Source organism: Agrobacterium sp. GD03872 (assembly GCF_029840625.1).
GTDB lineage: Bacteria > Pseudomonadota > Alphaproteobacteria > Rhizobiales > Rhizobiaceae > Agrobacterium > Agrobacterium fabrum_A.
This window is the reverse complement of sequence record NZ_JAOCCY010000001.1, coordinates 398,544-415,164: the sequence shown is the minus strand read 5'-3', so window position 1 is coordinate 415,164 and position 16,621 is coordinate 398,544. Positions and strand designations below refer to the sequence as shown.

The following is a 16,621-nucleotide window of genomic DNA, read 5'->3' as shown; positions in this document are numbered from 1 at the left end:
TTGTTGATGCTCAAGCTGCGCTCTTTTCTTTTCAATACGCTGTTTTATCTCAACCTGATTGTCCGCATGATCGTGCTGACGCCGATCTATTTCATCCTGCCTCGCAAGATCGCCTTCGAAATTCCCAAGAACTGGGCGCGCTCCAACCATTGGCTGATGAAAACCATCGTCGGCACCACCTTCGAGATCGAAGGGCTGGAAAACATTCCTGAAACCGGCTGCATCTTTGCGCCCAAGCACCAGTCCTTCTGGGATACCTATGCGCTGCTGCCCAACCTGCCCGACCCCGTTTATATTCTGAAACGGGAATTGATGTGGATTCCGCTGTTCGGCTGGTATGTGATGAAACAGCGCATGATACCAGTCAACCGCGCCGCACGCGGCAAGGTGATGCTGAAGGTGATGGAGCGGGCGAAAGAGGAAATGGCCGCCGGCCGCGAACTCATCATCTATCCGGAAGGCACGCGCCGCCCGCCGGGGGCGGAACCCGAATATCGTTACGGCATCGCAAGGCTTTACCGCGATCTGCAGGTTCCGGTCATTCCCGTCGCCATGCACCCCGGCCTCTTCTGGCCGCGCCGTTCCACCATGCGCTATCCCGGCCATTTCAAGGTGCGTATTCTGCCGGCCATCGAGCCGGGGCTGGACCCCGACGTGTTTTTCAAGCGGCTGATCGATGTGACGGAAAAGGCGAGCGATGAATTGCTGCTGGAAACCGTGCGCAACAACCCGCATCTGCCGCTGCCGCCGACCGCCGTAAAGCGGATCGCCGAACTTCAGGGCACGGAAGCCGCCGCCGGCTGAGCGGCGAGCGTGCCGACATTCCTGGCGATGCTCTCCAGCAGCGAATCGCGAATACCCATCTCCTGCAGATGCTGCACGGTGTTGAAGACATAATCCGTGTTCGGCCCGGAGCGACCCGATGCGGCCGCGATGATCACGGCCGATTCGGCGACGCCAAGACCACCGATATATTGCTCATGCGCGGGATCGGCCACATAGGTCACGGCGCTGCCGCGCCTGCCATCGGAAAGCCCGATGGCAACCACCCGTTCCTTGTAGACATTCGTCACCAACTCGCGCTCACGCAGATAAGCCATGACGGGATCGCGGTCCTTGCCCCGCACGCGGAAAGCGACGCCGAGGCAGGAGCCGCCGCGTTCCAGGCCGAGAACGAGGCCAGGCTTTTCTTCCGTGCCCCTGTAAAAATTGGAACTGATGCAGAGTGAGCGCCGATAGCCGTGCAACCGGGCCTGCTGCCTCTCCTCAAAAGCGAAGCCGGGGTTCCACATCAACGAACCGTAGCCAAAGACCCAAAAATCGTCCATATCCCAAGCCAAATCGAAATTGTCTGAAGTCTGTTCATCGGAGATCAATATGGCAGCGTCAAGCCAATCCGGCACCGCCAAAAAATTCCTCTGGCTCGCCATCGCCATCGTGGTGGTGACAGGACTTTATACCGCCGGGTGGTTTTACGCCGCCGACAGGCTGAAACAGACGGTTCTGAACGTCATTGCCCCCTCGCAGGCCCGCAGCGTCAGCGGCGAATGCGGCGATATCGCCTTCAGGGGTTATCCCTTCCGTATCGGCCTCTTCTGCTCCAAAGTGACGGTGGACGACAGCGGCAACGGCGTTTCCGCGTCTTTCGGGCAATTGCGCTCGGCGGCGCAGGTCTATAATCCCGGCCATATCGTCTGGGAACTGGATTCGCCCGCGGAAATCCGCTCCGCCCATGGCCTGACAGTCTCGGCCACCTGGCAGAACATGCAGTCCAGCATCGTCACCAAGCTGAAGGGTATTGATCGCAGTTCGCTCGTCATTGACGGGCTGAAGGCGCAGGCGGTCTCCTCCGTCACCGGCCAGACCATCGATTTCGATGCCGTCAAAACGGAAATGCATCTGCGCCAGAACGGGGCCGATCTCGACGGCGCAATCACGCTCACCAATTCGGCGACCGTCATCAAGGACTGGCCGCAGGTTCTTCCCCGTCTCGACGCCATCGTTGATGTCACGCTCGCCGGCAAGGCGGGCATGGTGGATGGCAGCGACAGATCAGGACTTTATGGCGCGAGCGGCCAGCTTCGCCGGCTGATGGCCGATATCGGCGAAGGCCGTGTCATGAGCATCAGCGGCCCGTTCTCCTTCGACAATGAGGGTTATCTTTCCGGCCAGTTCAAGCTGGAAATCGACAAGCTCGGCGCCTGGTCCGACAATGCCAAGCAGGCGTTCCCACAGCTGCAATCCACCATCGACACGGCCCGCAAGCTGCTCGGCGCACTCGCCGGCGGCGGCGACAGGGCGTCCGTCGATCTCGTCGTTAACCGCGGCCGCGCCACAGTCAGCGGTTTTATTCCGCTTGGGAATATCCCGCCGATCTGAGGGATTGCTTTATACTCGACGTCATCCTCGGGCTTGACCCGAGGAGGCTTTGCACTTTGCCGGCGGGCGTGATGGGCCGGATCAAATCTCAAAACGACAATAAGCTGGATAAACCCTACTTCTTCTGATCCAGCGCATGACGCCCGAAATCCGGTGCGTCGACGTCCTGACCGGCCTGCACGATGGAGCGGCGGATGGCACGGGTGCGGGAAAACAGCTCGAACAGCTTGTCTCCCTCTCCCCAGCGGATCGCTCTTTGCAGGGAGGCGAGGTCTTCGGAAAACCGCGCCAGCATTTCAAGGATGGCATCCTTGTTGTGCAGGCAGACATCGCGCCACATGGTCGGGTCTGAGGCGGCCAGGCGGGTAAAGTCACGGAAACCGGAGGCGGAATATTTGATCACTTCCGATTCGGTCACCGTCTCGAGATCATCCGCCGTGCCGACGATGTTGTAGGCGATGATATGCGGCAGATGCGAAACGATCGCCAGGACCTTGTCATGGTGCTCGGCATCCATCTCGTCGACGCGAGAGCCGAGCGCCCGCCAGAAATCCTTCAGCTTTTCCAGCGCCGCGGCATCCGTACCCTCAAGTGGGGTGAAGATGCACCAGCGGTCGCGGAAGAGGCCGGCGAAACCGGCATCCGGGCCGGATTTTTCCGTACCAGCCAGGGGATGGCCGGGAATAAAATGCACAGTGTCAGGCATATGCGGCGCCATCTGCGCGATGACCGAAGCCTTGGTGGAGCCGACATCGGTCACGATGGCGCCCGGCTTCAGATGCGGCGCGATCTGCCGCGCCACGCTTTCCGAGGCGCCGACCGGCACCGAGACGATGACGAGATCGGCATCCTTCACCGCTTCCGCCGCCGAAACGGTGTAATCCGTGCCAAGCGCCAGCTCCTCCGCCCGTTTCAGCGTGTCTTCGCTGCGGGTGGAAATCGTCACGTGGCGGGCAAGCCCCAGCTCCCTGACATCGCGGGCAATCGACGAGCCGATCAGGCCGATGCCGATCAGCGCGATGCGTTCAAACATGATCTCAGCCATCACGCCTGCCCCATGAACTCGGTGAGGGCCGCGATAACGCCGAGATTGGCCTCTTCCGAACCGACGGTCATTCTCAGTGCATTCGGGAAACCGTAGCCGCGCACCGCACGCAGAATGTAACCGCGGCGGCTCAGGAACTCGTCGGCATCCGTTGCCCGCTTGCCGTCCTGATCCGGGAAATGGATGAGGATGAAATTGGTGACGGAAGGCGTGACGGTGAGGCCGAGACCGGTAAAGGTCGTGACCAGCCTGTCCATCCACAGCGTGTTGTGCGCCACGGCCTTCTCCACGAAGGCCTGATCCCGGATAGCCGCAGCACCGGCAGCAATGGCCGGCGCGCTCATGTTGAACGGGCCGCGCACGCGGTTCAGCGCATCGATGACGGCGGCCGGGCCATACATCCAGCCGACGCGCAGGGCGGCCAGACCGTAGACCTTGGAGAAGGTGCGGGTCATCACCACGTTGCGGTTGCCGGAGACCAGCTCGAGACCGGCCTCGTAGTCATTCTTGCGAACATATTCGGCATAGGCCGCATCCAGCACCAGCACGACATGTTTCGGCAGGCCGGTCTGCAGGCGACGGATTTCCGCGACCGGAACATAGGTGCCGGTGGGATTGCCCGGATTGGCGACAAAAACCATCTTGGTCTTCGGCGTCACGGCGGCGAGGATCGCGTCCACATCCACCGCACAATCCTTTTCCTTCACCGTCACCGGGGTCGCGCCCGCACCCATGATCTGGATCTTGTAAACGAGGAAACCGTGTTCGGTGATGATCGCCTCATCGCCCGCGCCCAGATAGACGTGGCAAAGCAGGCCGAGAAGCTCGTCCGAACCGTTGCCGCACATGATATTCGCGATGTTGAGACCGTGCACGTCGGCAATCGCCTGACGCAGCGCGATCGCCTGACCGTCCGGATAGATTTCCAGATGGCTGGCAGCCGTGCCGAAAGCTTCGATGGCTTTCGGGCTCGGCCCAAGCGGCGTTTCGTTGGAGGAGAGCTTATAAACCTTCGCAACGCCGTCCACATGTTCCTTGCCCGGAACATAAGCGGCGATATCCAGAATACCCGGACGCGGAACAGGTTGGCTAAGCTCTGCACTCATTTGATCGACCTTTGGAAAAGCGCCGGAGAACCCGGCAAAAACAATGCCGGAGGCATTAGACCGGAATGGGCGCTTTGTCGAGGGTCAGCGCGGCTTTCCTTGGCTTGCGGCAGTGCGGGTGGTGGGCACCCCCTGCGGGGCCAGCACAGGCACAAAAACGCGACGCGAGGCGCGCTGGGTGACGGGCAATCCCTGATAGAGACGCTTCTGGGCCTCCACCACGATGACGCCGGAAAACAGCGGCCAGAGACGACGGCCGGTATGTTCGAGATAACGGCGGAATTTCAGCACCGGTCGGCTGGTGGTGGGCGGGAAAAACAGCGCCTCGGCGGTGGCGCCCGGCGTGAAATTGGTTTCGCGCAGAAGCGCCGTCAGCTGCCCGCGGGAATAGGGCCGGCCGGAACCGAAGGGCGTATGCTCCATACGCGCCCAGACGCCGCGCCGGTTCGGCACCACGATCACCAGACGGCCGCCGGGCGCCAGCACCCGCCACAATTCCTTCAGGCTTTCACGCGGATTTTCAGCAAATTCCAGCGCATGCACCATCAGGACCCGGTCCACCGACGAATCGGGCAGCGGCAGTTCTTCATCGAAGACCAACGCCGTGGAGGAAAGCTCGCCCGCCGGCCAGTTCACCGCCCCCTGCCCCGCGGGCATGAAGGCGAAGGTGCGTTCCGTATCGCGGCGGAACCGTTCCAGAAACGGCACCGCATAACCGAGACCGACGAGCCGCTCTTCCGGCAAGGGCGGCCATAGCGTCGAAAGCGCCATGGTGATCGCCTGCTCGGCCGAGCGGCCAAGCGGAGAATGATAGAATTCGCGCAGATCGACGATATCGGTATTCATGACGAGAATGTAGCATTGAGCGGTTGGACTTCAAGGTGTTCGCCCTTACATAGAAGGTCAGGCGGACGAATGCGCCGGTTCTGGCCGGCAAATGGAGAGGATACGATGAAACCTTTGGAAATAGACGTCTTTCTTTGCCGCAGCGACAATTTCGGGGTTCTCCTGCACGACCCCGAAAGCGGCGCGACCGCCGCCATCGACGCCCCAGAGGAAGGCCCCATCCTGCAGGCGCTCGACGGCCATGGCTGGAAGCTCACCCATATCTTCACCACCCATCACCATCAGGACCATGTGGAAGCCAATCTGGCGCTGAAGGACAAGTTCAGCTGTGAAATCCACGGCCCCTATGACGAGGCGGTTGCGATCCCCGGTCTCGACCGTTCGCAGGCCGATGGCGACGAATTCGAATTCGCCGGCCGCCGCGTTCAGGTCATCGCCACGCCCGGCCATACGGCGGGGCATATCTGTTATTATCTGCCCGATGACGGGCTGCTGTTTGCCGCCGATACGCTGTTTGCCATGGGCTGCGGCCGCCTGTTCGAACGCCCGGCGGCGGATATGTGGCATTCCTTCCAGAAACTCATGGCGCTACCGGATGAGACCAAGGTTTATTTCGGCCATGAATATACGCTGACGAACGCCCGTTTTGCCCTCACCGTCGATCCGGAGAACGCTGTGCTGAGCGCGCGCGCGGCCCACATCGAGACGGCGCGGCGGGCGAATGAATTCACCATTCCCACCACCATCGGGCTCGAAAAACAGACCAATCCCTATATGCGGGTGGCCGATGCCAGCATCCGCAAATATCTTGGCCTTGAAAGCGCCGCCGATGCCGATGTTTTCGCAGAAATCCGCACACGCAAGGACAATTTCTGATGGGAACGGAAATATCGGCGCAGGCGATCATTCGCGAACTGGGACTGGAGCCGCATCCCGAGGGCGGTTTTTACCACCAGACATTCCGCGACAGGGCAGGCGGCGAGCGCGGACATTCGACGGCGATCTATTATCTCCTGGAAAAGGGCGACCGCTCGCACTGGCACCGGGTCACCGATGCGGTGGAGGTCTGGCACTATTATGCCGGCGCGCCCATCGCATTGCATCTTTCGCAGGACGGCCGGGAAGTGCAGACCTTCACGCTCGGCCCCGCCATTCTTGAAGGCGAGCGCCCGCAGGTCATCGTTCCCGCCAATTGCTGGCAATCGGCCGAAAGCCTAGGCGATTTCACCCTCGTCGGCTGCACCGTCTCGCCGGGCTTTGCCTTTTCGAGCTTCGTTATGGCAGAGCCCGGCTGGTCGCCGGGTGATGCAGCATAATCCTGAGAGCAATTAGAGGCCCGGTCGTGCTCCGCTTGTTTCTTCTCCCCGAGGGGGAGAAGTCCGCGGCAGCGGGATGAGGGGGCAAGGGTAGCGATATCAGGAGAGGGTGCCCCCTCATCCGACCCTTCGGGCCACCTTCTCCCCGAACGGGGAGAAGAAACGCGCGGCAACGTCTGCTTTCAATTGTCCTGCCATCAATCTTGGTCAGCCGCCGTATTTCGTCGCCGTAATATAGACCTGCCCCACCCGGGTCGGAATGATGGCATAGACGGGCGCATAGACATCCATGTTGTTCGACTTGGCGAACCAGATCTCCATGGAGATGGATTTCAGATATTCGATATCCTTGCGACCCTGCCTGTAACCCGACTTCGGCACATAACGCGCCTTGCAGACGATGGCGTCGCCATTAAAACCGTTGGTCTTGAAAGGCTTGGTGCCGCTGGAGCTCAAAACCAGATCGAGTCGCGATTCGCCGTCATAGATCGGCAGGCGAGTCGGGCAGATGCGGCCGCCGGCGGGAATGATGAGACCGGAAATCGGATCGAGAACCGAGCGCAGATCGCGATCCTTCACGTCCACCCAGTTGTCCGGCCGCGTCTTCTGCTCAGGTTTCACCGTCGTCGATGTGACATTGCCGTTGCGATAGACAACATCATAGGTGCGCACCCGCTTGCCGTCCTTGTAGACCAGCGAATATTCGTTGGCCTGCAGCCGGTGGCCGCGCTTGGCGCCTGATACCGTCGTCTTGCCGGAAATATCCTTGAGGATGCTGGCAAGGCCGGCGGCGCTGAAGGAACCGGAGATCGAATAATTCGGTCCATCCATGCGAGTCGAGAAGCTCGCCCTGGCAATCGGCAAAATGCCGAGATTGATGCTGTATTCACTGGTGTGGCGCGCTTCGGCGGCGAGCGAGGGGGAGACGCCCGTTAACGCCATTGTCGCGGCCACGAAAATGCTTTTTCCTCTGGCAATCATTTCGATATCACCTTAAAAGAGGCGCGGAAGCGGCCTTATCGGGCGATCATATACGCTGACTTGTGGCAATAAAAAAGCGGATGCCGGTTGAAAACGCCGGAATTTCCTTTCATTTGATCGCGAGCGGCTTGACTGTTAAGTCTCGTCTGACTATAGAACCGCAACTTTCCAATCATGGCCAGTTGGATTGCCACCCCGGTTTTGCCGGTGGCGAGCCAGTGGTGAAACAGACGAAACGAAATAGGTGTACCCATGTCCCGTGTATGCGAATTGACCGGCAAGGGCGTCCAGACGGGCAACAACGTCAGCCACGCCAACAACAAGACCAAGCGCCGGTTCCTTCCGAACCTCTGCCAGGTCACGTTGATCTCCGATGCTCTCGGCCAGCGCTTCCGCCTGCGTGTTTCCGCAGCCGCTCTGCGCTCCGTTGAACACCGTGGCGGCCTCGATGCCTTCCTTCTGAAGTCCGGCGAAAACGAACTGAGCATGCGCGCTCGTCTCCTGCGCCGCCAGATCGCCAAGAAGACGGCCGAAGCTGCTTAATAGCGGTTTCGACATCATCGATATTCAGAGGGCTTGAATGGCTTTTGCCGCTCAAGCCTTTTGTTTGTTCTTAGTTGCATTGGAGTTTCCGAAAACTGTTTTAGGCTTTTCGGCCCGATGTTTGGCTCTAACTGGTGGCATCACCCAGGATAAAAAAATGCCCTATCTGCGCTATACGCTGATCTACGTTCTCTTGATGACGATGGTGGTCGTCGCATCGAATATACTGGTGCAATACCCGCTTTCAGGCTCGCTGTTCGGCGTCAATCTCGGCGACCTCCTGACCTGGGGCGCCTTCACCTATCCGATCGCCTTCCTCGTCACTGATCTGACCAACCGCCAGTTCGGCCCCTCCATCGCGCGCCGCGTCGTGCTTGCCGGCTTCGTCGTCGGGGTCACGCTGTCCTTCTGGACATCCATTCCGCGCATCGCGGTCGCTTCCGGCACCGCCTATCTGATCGGCCAGCTGCTGGATATTTCCGTTTTCAACCGCCTGCGCCGCCAGCGCTGGTGGCATGCACCGCTCGCCGGCTCCATGCTGGGATCGGTGCTGGATACGGCCCTGTTCTTCTCCATCGCCTTCGCCGCAAGCTTCTCCTTCGTCGGCCCCAACGATGCCTTCGCCATCGAAAACGCTCCCATTCTCGGTGTCTTCGCCGTGGAAGCGCCCCGTTGGATTTCCTGGGCGCTGGGTGATCTTTCGGTAAAGGTTCTCGTCGGCCTCGTCATGCTCCTGCCCTACGGCGCGCTGATGAACACGCTGAAGCCGATGCCGGGCGCCGTAAAAACGGGCCGCGTTTGAGACCTGGCAAGCGCGGATCAAATCGCGCTTGCAAGCCAGCCGTCAGCATTGCAGTCTGTCGTTCGAGGCACCGCGCGGAGGCAGGTCGACATGCAGATCAAGGACGTTATCGACATCGTGGAGGCTGTCAGCGCCACGCTTTCAGGCTCAACCTTCAACGACGTCAATCTTTCCGGCACGGTCTTCGACAACGTCAATCTTTCCGGGGCGAGCTTCAACAATATCAATTTGTCGGGTGCGTCGTTCACGGATAACAACATGTCCGGCTGGTCGATCGATGACGTCAATTTTTCCGGTCTGAAACTGAGCAACTCCAACCTTTCAGGCGCGCAGATAACGTCATGCCGGATGACCGGCATGAAGATCGACGGCATTCCCGTCGAGGATCTGATGGCTGCCTACAAGGCGGCACAGCAGCAGGCCTGATATTCACTCCACCAGCTTGAATTCCAGCATCAGGTTGCGCTGGAGGAACGAGTGATTGTCATCGGAAACGATGATGAGGCGCGTCGAGCCATCCGGCCCCTTCACCACATCCATGCCTTCCATATTGTCGATCTGGTAGGCCATGCCGGCTTCCATGAGAATTTCGCCATCCACCACCGCGCCCGGCCTGATATCGGCACCACGGATGCGGCGGATGCGCATGCCCACACCTTCGGCGAAATTGAAGCGGCGCTCAAGAAGCAGCAGGTCGCCATTGGGCAGGAACGCGCCGTCAGTCACATCAAAGGATGGATGGTGGGTAACGGCAAAGGTGCCCTTGAGCGGACCTTCCAATATGGCGGCGAGAAGATTGCCGTCCGTATCGATGCTTTTTTCGGCCACCACGACCAGAGCGCCGGCGAGCGGCGAATCGGCCGGCGATACCGCGAGAGCCTCCATGCCGCCATTATGGCGCAGCTCATTATTGGGGATGAGATGCGGCAGGCGGCCGAGCGGCTTCGAGGTGGCAAAGCCCGGATCGGGATAGAGATCGATCCTGTGGCGCTGCTCGTAACTGACGAAAACCCTGCCGTCGCGCAGCGCCAGCCCTTCCGCATCCATCTCCATCTTGCGCGGCGGTTCGCGCCCGCTCATGTCCAGCATGGGGGTGATGCGGGCATCGGCAAGCCCGGACAAAGCACCGCGAGCGTCACGCAAGACCCTGCCCGTCAGCCAATGGCCGGTATCCAGCACCGCAACGAAATCCTCCCCATTGGGGCGGAAACGGATGGAGGATATCGCTCCGAACAGCTTTTCCGGCGCGCTCATCACCATGCCGCCGATAAATTCCAGCTTGCCGAAACGTTTTTCGCTGGTGCCGACTTCGAAAGAGGAGAGCAGACGCACGCTTACCGGCACATCGATGGTGGAAGCGCCGATGGAAACCGGACACAGCGATGCGGCCGCCAGAATGGCGGCCATTGCAAACGTTTTGCAGGCGGAAGAAGCCCGACCCCGCTTATCCCGCACGGCGAACCCTGCGGGACGAACCGGAAGCGCCGCTCGTATCCTCGAAGAGCGCCGCAAGCTGCTCGGTCATCGCGCCGGCCAGCTCGTCCGCATCCACGATGGTCACGGCGCGGCGATAATAACGCGTCACATCGTGGCCGATACCGATTGCCAGCAGTTCCACCGGTGAGCGCGTTTCGATCTGCTCGATGACGGCGCGCAGGTGCCGCTCCAGATAATTGCCGGGATTGACCGACAGGGTCGAATCGTCCACCGGCGCGCCGTCGGAGATCATCATCATGATCTTGCGCTGCTCGGGGCGGCCGATCAGGCGGTTATGCGCCCACATCAGCGCTTCGCCGTCGATATTTTCCTTCAGCAGGCCCTCGCGCATCATCAGGCCGAGATTGCGCCGGGCGCGCCGCCACGGAGCGTCCGCCGACTTGTAGATGATATGGCGCAGATCGTTGAGACGGCCCGGCGACGCCGGCTTGCCATTGGCAAGCCACTGTTCGCGCGATTGTCCGCCCTTCCAGGCCTTGGTGGTGAAGCCCAGAATCTCCACCTTCACGCCGGAGCGCTCCAGTGTGCGCGCCAGAATATCGGCGCAGGTGGCCGCAACCGTGATCGGACGGCCGCGCATCGAGCCGGAATTGTCGATGACGAGCGAAACCACGGTATCGCGGAACTTGGTATCGCGCTCCTTCTTGAAGGAAAGCGGCTGCATGGGATCGATGATGAGCCTGACGAGGCGGGCCGGATCGAGATAGCCCTCTTCCAGATCGAAGTCCCAGGAACGGTTCTGCTGCGCCATCAGGCGGCGCTGCAGCCGGTTCGCTAAGCGCCCGACCGCGCCCTGAAGATGAGCGAGCTGCTTGTCGAGGAAAGCGCGCAGACGGTCCAGCTCGGCCTCGTCGCACAGTTCCTCGGCGTGGATTTCCTCGTCGAATTCCTGGGTGAAGATGCGGTAATCGACCTTCTCGTTGAAATCGTCGAAGGGGCTGTTGGGACGGCGGGTCTCGCCGGGCGTCTCGGAATCCTCGTCGAGATCGTCGGACATTTCCTCGTCCGACATCTCGGCGCCGTCCATCTCGCCTTCTTCCATCTCCTCCTGCGAGGCCTCGTTTTCATCGGCGGGCGTCGCGTCGGAGCCAGCCTCTTCCTCGACCTGTTCTTCCTCGGTCTCGTTGGTGCGCGGCTGGTCCTCGTTGGATTCCGCCTCCTGGCTCTCGGGCTCGTTATCCTCGTCGCCGAAATCTTCCGCCATCTGCATGGAGGTCAGCATCTTGCGCACCAGCCGCGAAAACGCCTTCTGGTCGGTGATGACGTTCGAAAGATCCTTGAGGTCGCCGGCCGCCTTGTCCTCGATGAAATCGCGCCACAGATCGACAACCTTGCCGGCGCTTTCCGGCGGCTTCTCACCCGTCAGCTTCTCGCGCACCAAAAGCGCCACGGCTTCTGCAAGCGGTGCATCGTCCTTGTTGTTGATGCCGGCGAAGTTGGCCTTGGCATATTTTTCGGTATTCATGGCCTGGATATTGGAAGCCATGCCCGGCATGCGCAGCGCGCCGATGGATTCCACACGCGCTTGTTCCACCGCATCGAAGATCAGCCGCGCTTCGGCGCCCTGCGGCGACATCACCGCATGGGTGTCGGCATCATGGCAGGCAAGGCGCAGCGCCATGGAATCGCCGAGGCCGCGGGTGATGGCGATTTCCTGCGCCGTCGGTTTCTTGGAAATTTCCGGCAGGCGCATGCGCTCGCCGGCAAGACCCGGCCGCTCATTGGCGAAGACGACTTCGACTTCGGCATCGCCGGCGACGGATCGCACGCATCCGGCAATCGCCTGACGCAACGGTTCCGTATCGACCGCCGTACCCGGTTTTGCTCTGGAATTGTCGCCGCGCCCTGCCATTGTCTTTCCTGTCATTTGTCGGCGCCTGCGGCACGCGATCGGAAGATCACGCGCGCCACCGGCGTCTTCAAGTCATCGGTGATCTTCTCCGGACAAGCCGGGGATGATCAGGCGCTGAGAACGATGTTCGCGGCGCTTTCCTTCAGCTCGACGCCGAAAGCCCGCTGATATTGCTCGGCCACCAGCGTGCGCTCCAGCTCATCACACTTGTTGAGGAAGGTCACACGGAAGGCAAAGGCGAGATCGCCGAAGATTTCCGCATTTTCCGCCCAGGTGATGACGGTACGCGGGCTCATGACGGTGGAAAGATCGCCATTGATGAACGCCGAACGGGTGAGATCGGCCACGCGCACCATCTTGGAGACGGTTTCACGGCCCTTCGGATTGTCGAAGCTCTTCACCTTGGCGGCGATGATGTTCACTTCCTGCTCATGCGGCAGGTAGTTCAGCGTGGTGACGATGGACCAGCGGTCCATCTGCGCCTGGTTGATCTGCTGCGTGCCGTGATAAAGGCCGGTCGTATCGCCAAGGCCGATGGTGTTGGCGGTTGCGAAAATGCGGAAGGCCGGGTGAGGACGGATGACGCGGCTCTGGTCGAGCAGGGTCAGGCGGCCGGACGATTCCAGCACGCGCTGGATGACGAACATCACATCCGGACGGCCAGCATCATATTCATCGAAGACGAGCGCGACATTGTGCTGATAGGCCCAGGGCAGAATGCCGTCCTTGAATTCGGTAACCTGCTTGCCGTCCTTCAGGACGATGGCGTCCTTGCCGACGAGGTCGATACGGCTGACATGGCTGTCGAGGTTGACGCGCACGCAGGGCCAGTTCAGGCGGGCGGCCACCTGCTCGATATGGGTGGATTTACCCGTGCCGTGGAAACCGGAGACCATGACACGTCGGTTGTGAGCAAAACCGGCAAGGATCGCAAGCGTCGTGTCGCGATCGAAAAGATAGTCGGGATCAAGGTCAGGCACATAGGCGTCGCCCTGGGAATAGGCGGGAACCCGCAGATCCGTATCAATGCCGAAAACCTCCCGCACGGACACCGTCGTGTCGGGCAGGTTGGAAATATCAAGGTCGATTTTGCTCATCACGTCTCCAAGGCGGGCGGCAGCCACCCGGCCACATCATCAATCAGGCGGTAAACACGTAAGTTGGCTTAGCAGAAACCTGACTGCTTTAACAATTGATATGCTTGAACAACAGCCCGAAAACGTTCTTCCGAACCACGATCGCCACCATTAGCATCAGGATGGTGCTTTTTGACAAGCTCCTTGTAGCGCCTTTTTATGTCTTCCTGCTTCGCGGTGGAAGAAAGACCGAGCGTATCGAAGGCTTTTGCCTCCAGCGTCTTCAGCTTGCGGTCCTGCTGCATGCGGGTGCCGCCTGCCCTTGCGCCGCCCGCAAACCCGCCGGTAAAGCCGAAAGGATCGCGGATACGGGCATTGCCGCTCGCCGTGCCGGAACGCAGCGTGGAATGCAGCGGGCTGTCGCGCGCCGTCTTGTTGACGCCCACTGTCCAGGTGGGGCGATGGCCGGTGATCGCTTCCTTCTGGTAACGGGCGATCTCGCTGTCGGACAGGCCGGAAAAATAATTATAACCCTTGTTGTATTCCTTCACGTGCTCAAAACAGAACAGGAAGAATTGCCCCTCGGCATTGCGGCCGACGGGTGCCCGGTGAATACCCGGTTTGTCGCATCCGTCCCACTGGCAGGTCGGGGCCTGAACCTCAGGTTCCCTCTCCCTTTTCCGGCGCGTGCGGATGCGATCGAAATATTTCGAATCCAGTTTCATGATGCCCTGATTATGGGGTGCGAAAAGCCGCACAACAAGAATTGACAAAGCGGAATGTTGCTGGCTTTTAGGTAGCCCCCTTCAAGACCAGCCAACGAGAATGGAGCCCGTCGCATGTCCCTGCGAGAACGCATAGAAACGAAGCTTCGGGAAAGCTTTTCACCGGAGCGCCTGAGGGTCGTCGATGAAAGCCTGATGCATGCCGGCCACCAGCCTGATATTACCGGCACGGGCGAGACGCATATGCGTGTTCAGATAGTGTCGGAAAGCTTTTCCGGCAAGTCTCGCGTCGAGCGCCACCGGGCGATCAACGCGCTTTTGAAACCGGAACTCGGTGCCGGACTGCATGCGCTCGCCATAGAGGCGGCGGCACCGGGGGAAGCGGTGCGGTTTTAAACCTCGAGCAAGCCCCCTCATCCGGCCCTGCGGGCCACCTTCTCCCCGGCGGGGAGAAGAAACCGGGCGGCAGCCCCGTGCTCAAAGCTCTGACCTCAATCTAAGCTGAACCAACGCTGTCTCGTATGGCATTGCCATCATGGCTTGTTCTTCTCCCCGCCGGGGAGAAGTGCCGGAGCGAAGCGAGGCGATGAGGGGGCGCCCTCACCGTATCGCTCAAAATATTACCCCGGATGCTTTTCCGACAGGAAGGACTGCACCTCGGATGCAGCCACATCGTCGGCCACGAAGGACTGGCCGATGCCGTGGGTAAGGATGAAGGTGAGCTTGCCGCCCTTGACCTTCTTGTCCTGCGCGATTGCCGTCATCAGCGTTTCGACCGGCGGCAACTCGCCGGGAATATCCTTCATCGTCGTCGGCAGGCCGACGGCCTTCAGATGCGCCTCGACGCGGGCGGCATCGTCAGGGCTTGCGAGGTTGAGGCGGGCGGAGAACTGGTGCGCCAGCACCATGCCGATGGCGACGCCTTCGCCATGTACCAGCCGCTTGCTGTCATAATTGGTCGCCGCCTCCAGCGCATGGCCGAATGTATGGCCGAGGTTCAGAAGGGCGCGCACGCCATTTTCCTTCTCGTCGGCCACCACCACATCGGCTTTCGCCTGGCAACTGGTCGCAATCGCCTGGATGCGGGCGGGGCCGCCGGTGCGGATGTCATCCCAGTTCTTTTCCAGCCAGAAGAAGAAATCCGGTTTGTCGATCAGCCCGTACTTCACCACTTCGGCATAACCGGCGCGGAACTCACGCGGGCTCAGCGTATCGAGCACCGCCGTATCCGCCAGCACCAGATCGGGCTGATGGAAAACGCCGATAAGGTTCTTGCCATGGCGGCTGTTGATGCCGGTCTTGCCGCCGACGGAGGAATCGACCTGCGCCAGAAGCGACGTCGGTATCTGCACGAAGCGCACGCCACGGCGCACGATGCCCGCTGCAAAACCGGCGAGATCGCCGATCACACCGCCGCCGAGCGCGATCACCGCATCGTTGCGCTCCACCCTTGCGGCCAGAACCGCATCGCAGACGGTGACCAGATGTTCGAAGCTCTTGGTCTTCTCGCCTGACGGCAGGGTGAGCGAGACGGCCTCGATGCCATCCGTCTGCAGGCTATCCATCAGGCCTTCGAGGTAAAGCGGCGCGACATGTTCATCGGTGATGATCGCCGCGCGCCGGCCCTTCAGCCGCGCCGAAATCTCGCCGCCCGCCCGGCCGATCAACCCCGGCCCGATCAGAATGTCATAGGCACGCTCGCCGAGCGGCACATGGACGAGACGTTCATCGGCGTGGATTTCGGAAGGCGTCATGGGGATCGGTCTTTCTGTTCGATGCCGGCGATGGCGGTCAGCACTTCGGTCACGATGATTTCCTTGCGGACATCACGGGATTCGATGGTCATGTCCGCTTCCGCATAGATTGGATAGCGCTTCTCCATCAGCGCCGCGAGCGTCGCCTTGGGATTTTCGGTCTTGAGAAGCGGGCGATGATCGCGCTTGTTTACCCTTTCCCACAAAACCTCGAGATCGGCCTTCAGCCACAATGAAATGCCGCCGCGCGTGATGTGCCGGCGGGTATTGTCGTTGATGAAGGCGCCGCCGCCGGTGGAAATGACCTTGGGGCCGCCGCGCAGCAGCCGCTTGATGACCCGCGTTTCCAGCGCCCGGAATTCCTCCTCGCCATAGGTGGCGAAAAGTTCCGATATCGTCATGCGCGAAACGCGCTCGATTTCGACATCCGTATCGATGAAAGGAACCTTGAGCTGCTGGGCGACCATGCGGCCCACCGCCGACTTTCCAGCCCCCATCAGCCCGACGAAGACGATGTTGCGCCGTCCGAGCTTTGCCCGCGCTTGCTCCCCGAGTGTGGCCGGGACGGATAAATTCGTTTCATTCATAGATTTGAAAGCCCGTTTGGCATGGATATCTGCAAATGTTTACGAAGCGTCAAGCCAAATTGCTGACTGAATTGCGGTGAATCACAATCAACGCCGCATGCGGCGCGGGGCT

General features: G+C 60.6%; 19 protein-coding genes. 8 read left to right on the top strand and 11 right to left on the bottom strand.

Features of this window, described 5'->3' with window-relative positions:
• Window positions 1-6: 6 nt before the first annotated feature.
• Complete coding sequence (locus tag N5D22_RS01890) at window positions 7-804, top strand: 1-acyl-sn-glycerol-3-phosphate acyltransferase (protein WP_279655838.1); 798 nt, start codon at window positions 7-9, stop codon at window positions 802-804.
• Here N5D22_RS01890 and N5D22_RS01885 read toward each other — a convergent pair.
• Complete coding sequence (locus N5D22_RS01885; RefSeq protein WP_279655837.1) at window positions 777-1,328, bottom strand: gamma-glutamylcyclotransferase; 552 nt, start codon at window positions 1,326-1,328, stop codon at window positions 777-779. The genes N5D22_RS01890 and N5D22_RS01885 overlap by 28 nt on opposite strands.
• 49 nt (window positions 1,329-1,377) lie before the next feature.
• Here N5D22_RS01885 and N5D22_RS01880 point away from each other — a divergent pair, with 49 nt between their 5' ends.
• Window positions 1,378-2,379, top strand: a complete 1,002-nt coding sequence (locus tag N5D22_RS01880; RefSeq protein ID WP_279655836.1) for a DUF2125 domain-containing protein — start codon at window positions 1,378-1,380, stop codon at window positions 2,377-2,379.
• Window positions 2,380-2,494: 115 nt separating this feature from the next.
• On the opposite strand, the gene N5D22_RS01875 is transcribed toward N5D22_RS01880, so the two are convergent.
• The 3 genes from N5D22_RS01875 to N5D22_RS01865 form a co-directional block, all read right to left on the bottom strand.
• Window positions 2,495-3,424, bottom strand: coding sequence for a prephenate/arogenate dehydrogenase family protein (locus tag N5D22_RS01875; RefSeq protein ID WP_279655835.1), 930 nt, complete (start codon window positions 3,422-3,424; stop codon window positions 2,495-2,497).
• Window positions 3,424-4,530, bottom strand: coding sequence for a histidinol-phosphate transaminase (hisC, locus tag N5D22_RS01870; protein WP_279655834.1), 1,107 nt, complete (start codon window positions 4,528-4,530; stop codon window positions 3,424-3,426). The genes N5D22_RS01875 and hisC overlap by 1 nt, the downstream gene beginning before the upstream one ends.
• Before the next feature lie 84 nt (window positions 4,531-4,614).
• A complete protein-coding gene (locus N5D22_RS01865) occupies window positions 4,615-5,376 on the bottom strand; it encodes a class I SAM-dependent methyltransferase (RefSeq protein ID WP_279655833.1) in 762 nt (253 codons plus the stop codon).
• A gap of 105 nt (window positions 5,377-5,481) precedes the next feature.
• Between N5D22_RS01865 and gloB the strand changes: the two genes are divergently transcribed.
• Together gloB and N5D22_RS01855 are read left to right on the top strand one after the other, a co-directional pair.
• On the top strand, window positions 5,482-6,252 hold the full coding sequence (gene gloB / locus N5D22_RS01860) for a hydroxyacylglutathione hydrolase (protein ID WP_279655832.1): 771 nt from the start codon (window positions 5,482-5,484) through the stop codon (window positions 6,250-6,252).
• The gene (locus N5D22_RS01855; protein WP_279655831.1) at window positions 6,252-6,692 is read left to right on the top strand and encodes a cupin domain-containing protein; all 441 of its coding nucleotides are present in this window, start codon (window positions 6,252-6,254) and stop codon (window positions 6,690-6,692) included. The genes gloB and N5D22_RS01855 overlap by 1 nt, the downstream gene beginning before the upstream one ends.
• 207 nt (window positions 6,693-6,899) lie before the next feature.
• On the opposite strand, the gene N5D22_RS01850 is transcribed toward N5D22_RS01855, so the two are convergent.
• Window positions 6,900-7,673, bottom strand: coding sequence for a DUF3108 domain-containing protein (locus N5D22_RS01850; RefSeq protein ID WP_279655830.1), 774 nt, complete (start codon window positions 7,671-7,673; stop codon window positions 6,900-6,902).
• A gap of 252 nt (window positions 7,674-7,925) precedes the next feature.
• Between N5D22_RS01850 and rpmB the strand changes: the two genes are divergently transcribed.
• The 3 genes from rpmB to N5D22_RS01835 all read left to right on the top strand — a co-directional run bounded on the left by rpmB (window position 7,926) and on the right by N5D22_RS01835 (window position 9,444).
• A complete protein-coding gene (gene rpmB / locus N5D22_RS01845) occupies window positions 7,926-8,216 on the top strand; it encodes a 50S ribosomal protein L28 (protein WP_003509888.1) in 291 nt (96 codons plus the stop codon).
• Window positions 8,217-8,373: 157 nt separating this feature from the next.
• On the top strand, window positions 8,374-9,018 hold the full coding sequence (locus N5D22_RS01840) for a queuosine precursor transporter (protein WP_279655829.1): 645 nt from the start codon (window positions 8,374-8,376) through the stop codon (window positions 9,016-9,018).
• Between the two features lie 90 nt (window positions 9,019-9,108).
• The gene (locus tag N5D22_RS01835; protein WP_035262327.1) at window positions 9,109-9,444 is read left to right on the top strand and encodes a pentapeptide repeat-containing protein; all 336 of its coding nucleotides are present in this window, start codon (window positions 9,109-9,111) and stop codon (window positions 9,442-9,444) included.
• A 3-nt stretch (window positions 9,445-9,447) separates the two neighbouring features.
• Here N5D22_RS01835 and N5D22_RS01830 read toward each other — a convergent pair whose 3' ends face one another.
• From N5D22_RS01830 to N5D22_RS01815, 4 genes are all read right to left on the bottom strand, one after another.
• Window positions 9,448-10,425, bottom strand: coding sequence for an esterase-like activity of phytase family protein (locus tag N5D22_RS01830; protein ID WP_279655828.1), 978 nt, complete (start codon window positions 10,423-10,425; stop codon window positions 9,448-9,450).
• A gap of 37 nt (window positions 10,426-10,462) precedes the next feature.
• The gene (gene cobT / locus N5D22_RS01825; protein WP_279655861.1) at window positions 10,463-12,367 is read right to left on the bottom strand and encodes a cobaltochelatase subunit CobT; all 1,905 of its coding nucleotides are present in this window, start codon (window positions 12,365-12,367) and stop codon (window positions 10,463-10,465) included.
• Between the two features lie 107 nt (window positions 12,368-12,474).
• Window positions 12,475-13,464: a cobaltochelatase subunit CobS gene (gene cobS / locus N5D22_RS01820; protein ID WP_004445672.1), complete on the bottom strand. Its 990-nt coding sequence runs from the start codon at window positions 13,462-13,464 to the stop codon at window positions 12,475-12,477.
• Between the two features lie 68 nt (window positions 13,465-13,532).
• Window positions 13,533-14,168 carry a J domain-containing protein gene (locus N5D22_RS01815; RefSeq protein ID WP_279655827.1) on the bottom strand — a complete coding sequence of 212 codons (636 nt, stop codon included), beginning with the start codon at window positions 14,166-14,168 and terminating at the stop codon, window positions 13,533-13,535.
• Between the two features lie 114 nt (window positions 14,169-14,282).
• On the opposite strand from N5D22_RS01815, the gene N5D22_RS01810 reads away from it, so the two are divergent.
• The gene (locus N5D22_RS01810) at window positions 14,283-14,564 is read left to right on the top strand and encodes a BolA family transcriptional regulator (RefSeq protein ID WP_279655826.1); all 282 of its coding nucleotides are present in this window, start codon (window positions 14,283-14,285) and stop codon (window positions 14,562-14,564) included.
• A 224-nt stretch (window positions 14,565-14,788) separates the two neighbouring features.
• Here the strand turns inward: N5D22_RS01810 and aroB are convergent, their stop codons facing one another.
• Both aroB and N5D22_RS01800 read right to left on the bottom strand, forming a co-directional pair.
• On the bottom strand, window positions 14,789-15,922 hold the full coding sequence (aroB, locus tag N5D22_RS01805) for a 3-dehydroquinate synthase (protein WP_279655825.1): 1,134 nt from the start codon (window positions 15,920-15,922) through the stop codon (window positions 14,789-14,791).
• The gene (locus tag N5D22_RS01800) at window positions 15,919-16,509 is read right to left on the bottom strand and encodes a shikimate kinase (protein ID WP_279655824.1); all 591 of its coding nucleotides are present in this window, start codon (window positions 16,507-16,509) and stop codon (window positions 15,919-15,921) included. Before N5D22_RS01800 ends, aroB begins: the two co-directional genes overlap by 4 nt.
• Window positions 16,510-16,621 lie beyond the last annotated feature (112 nt).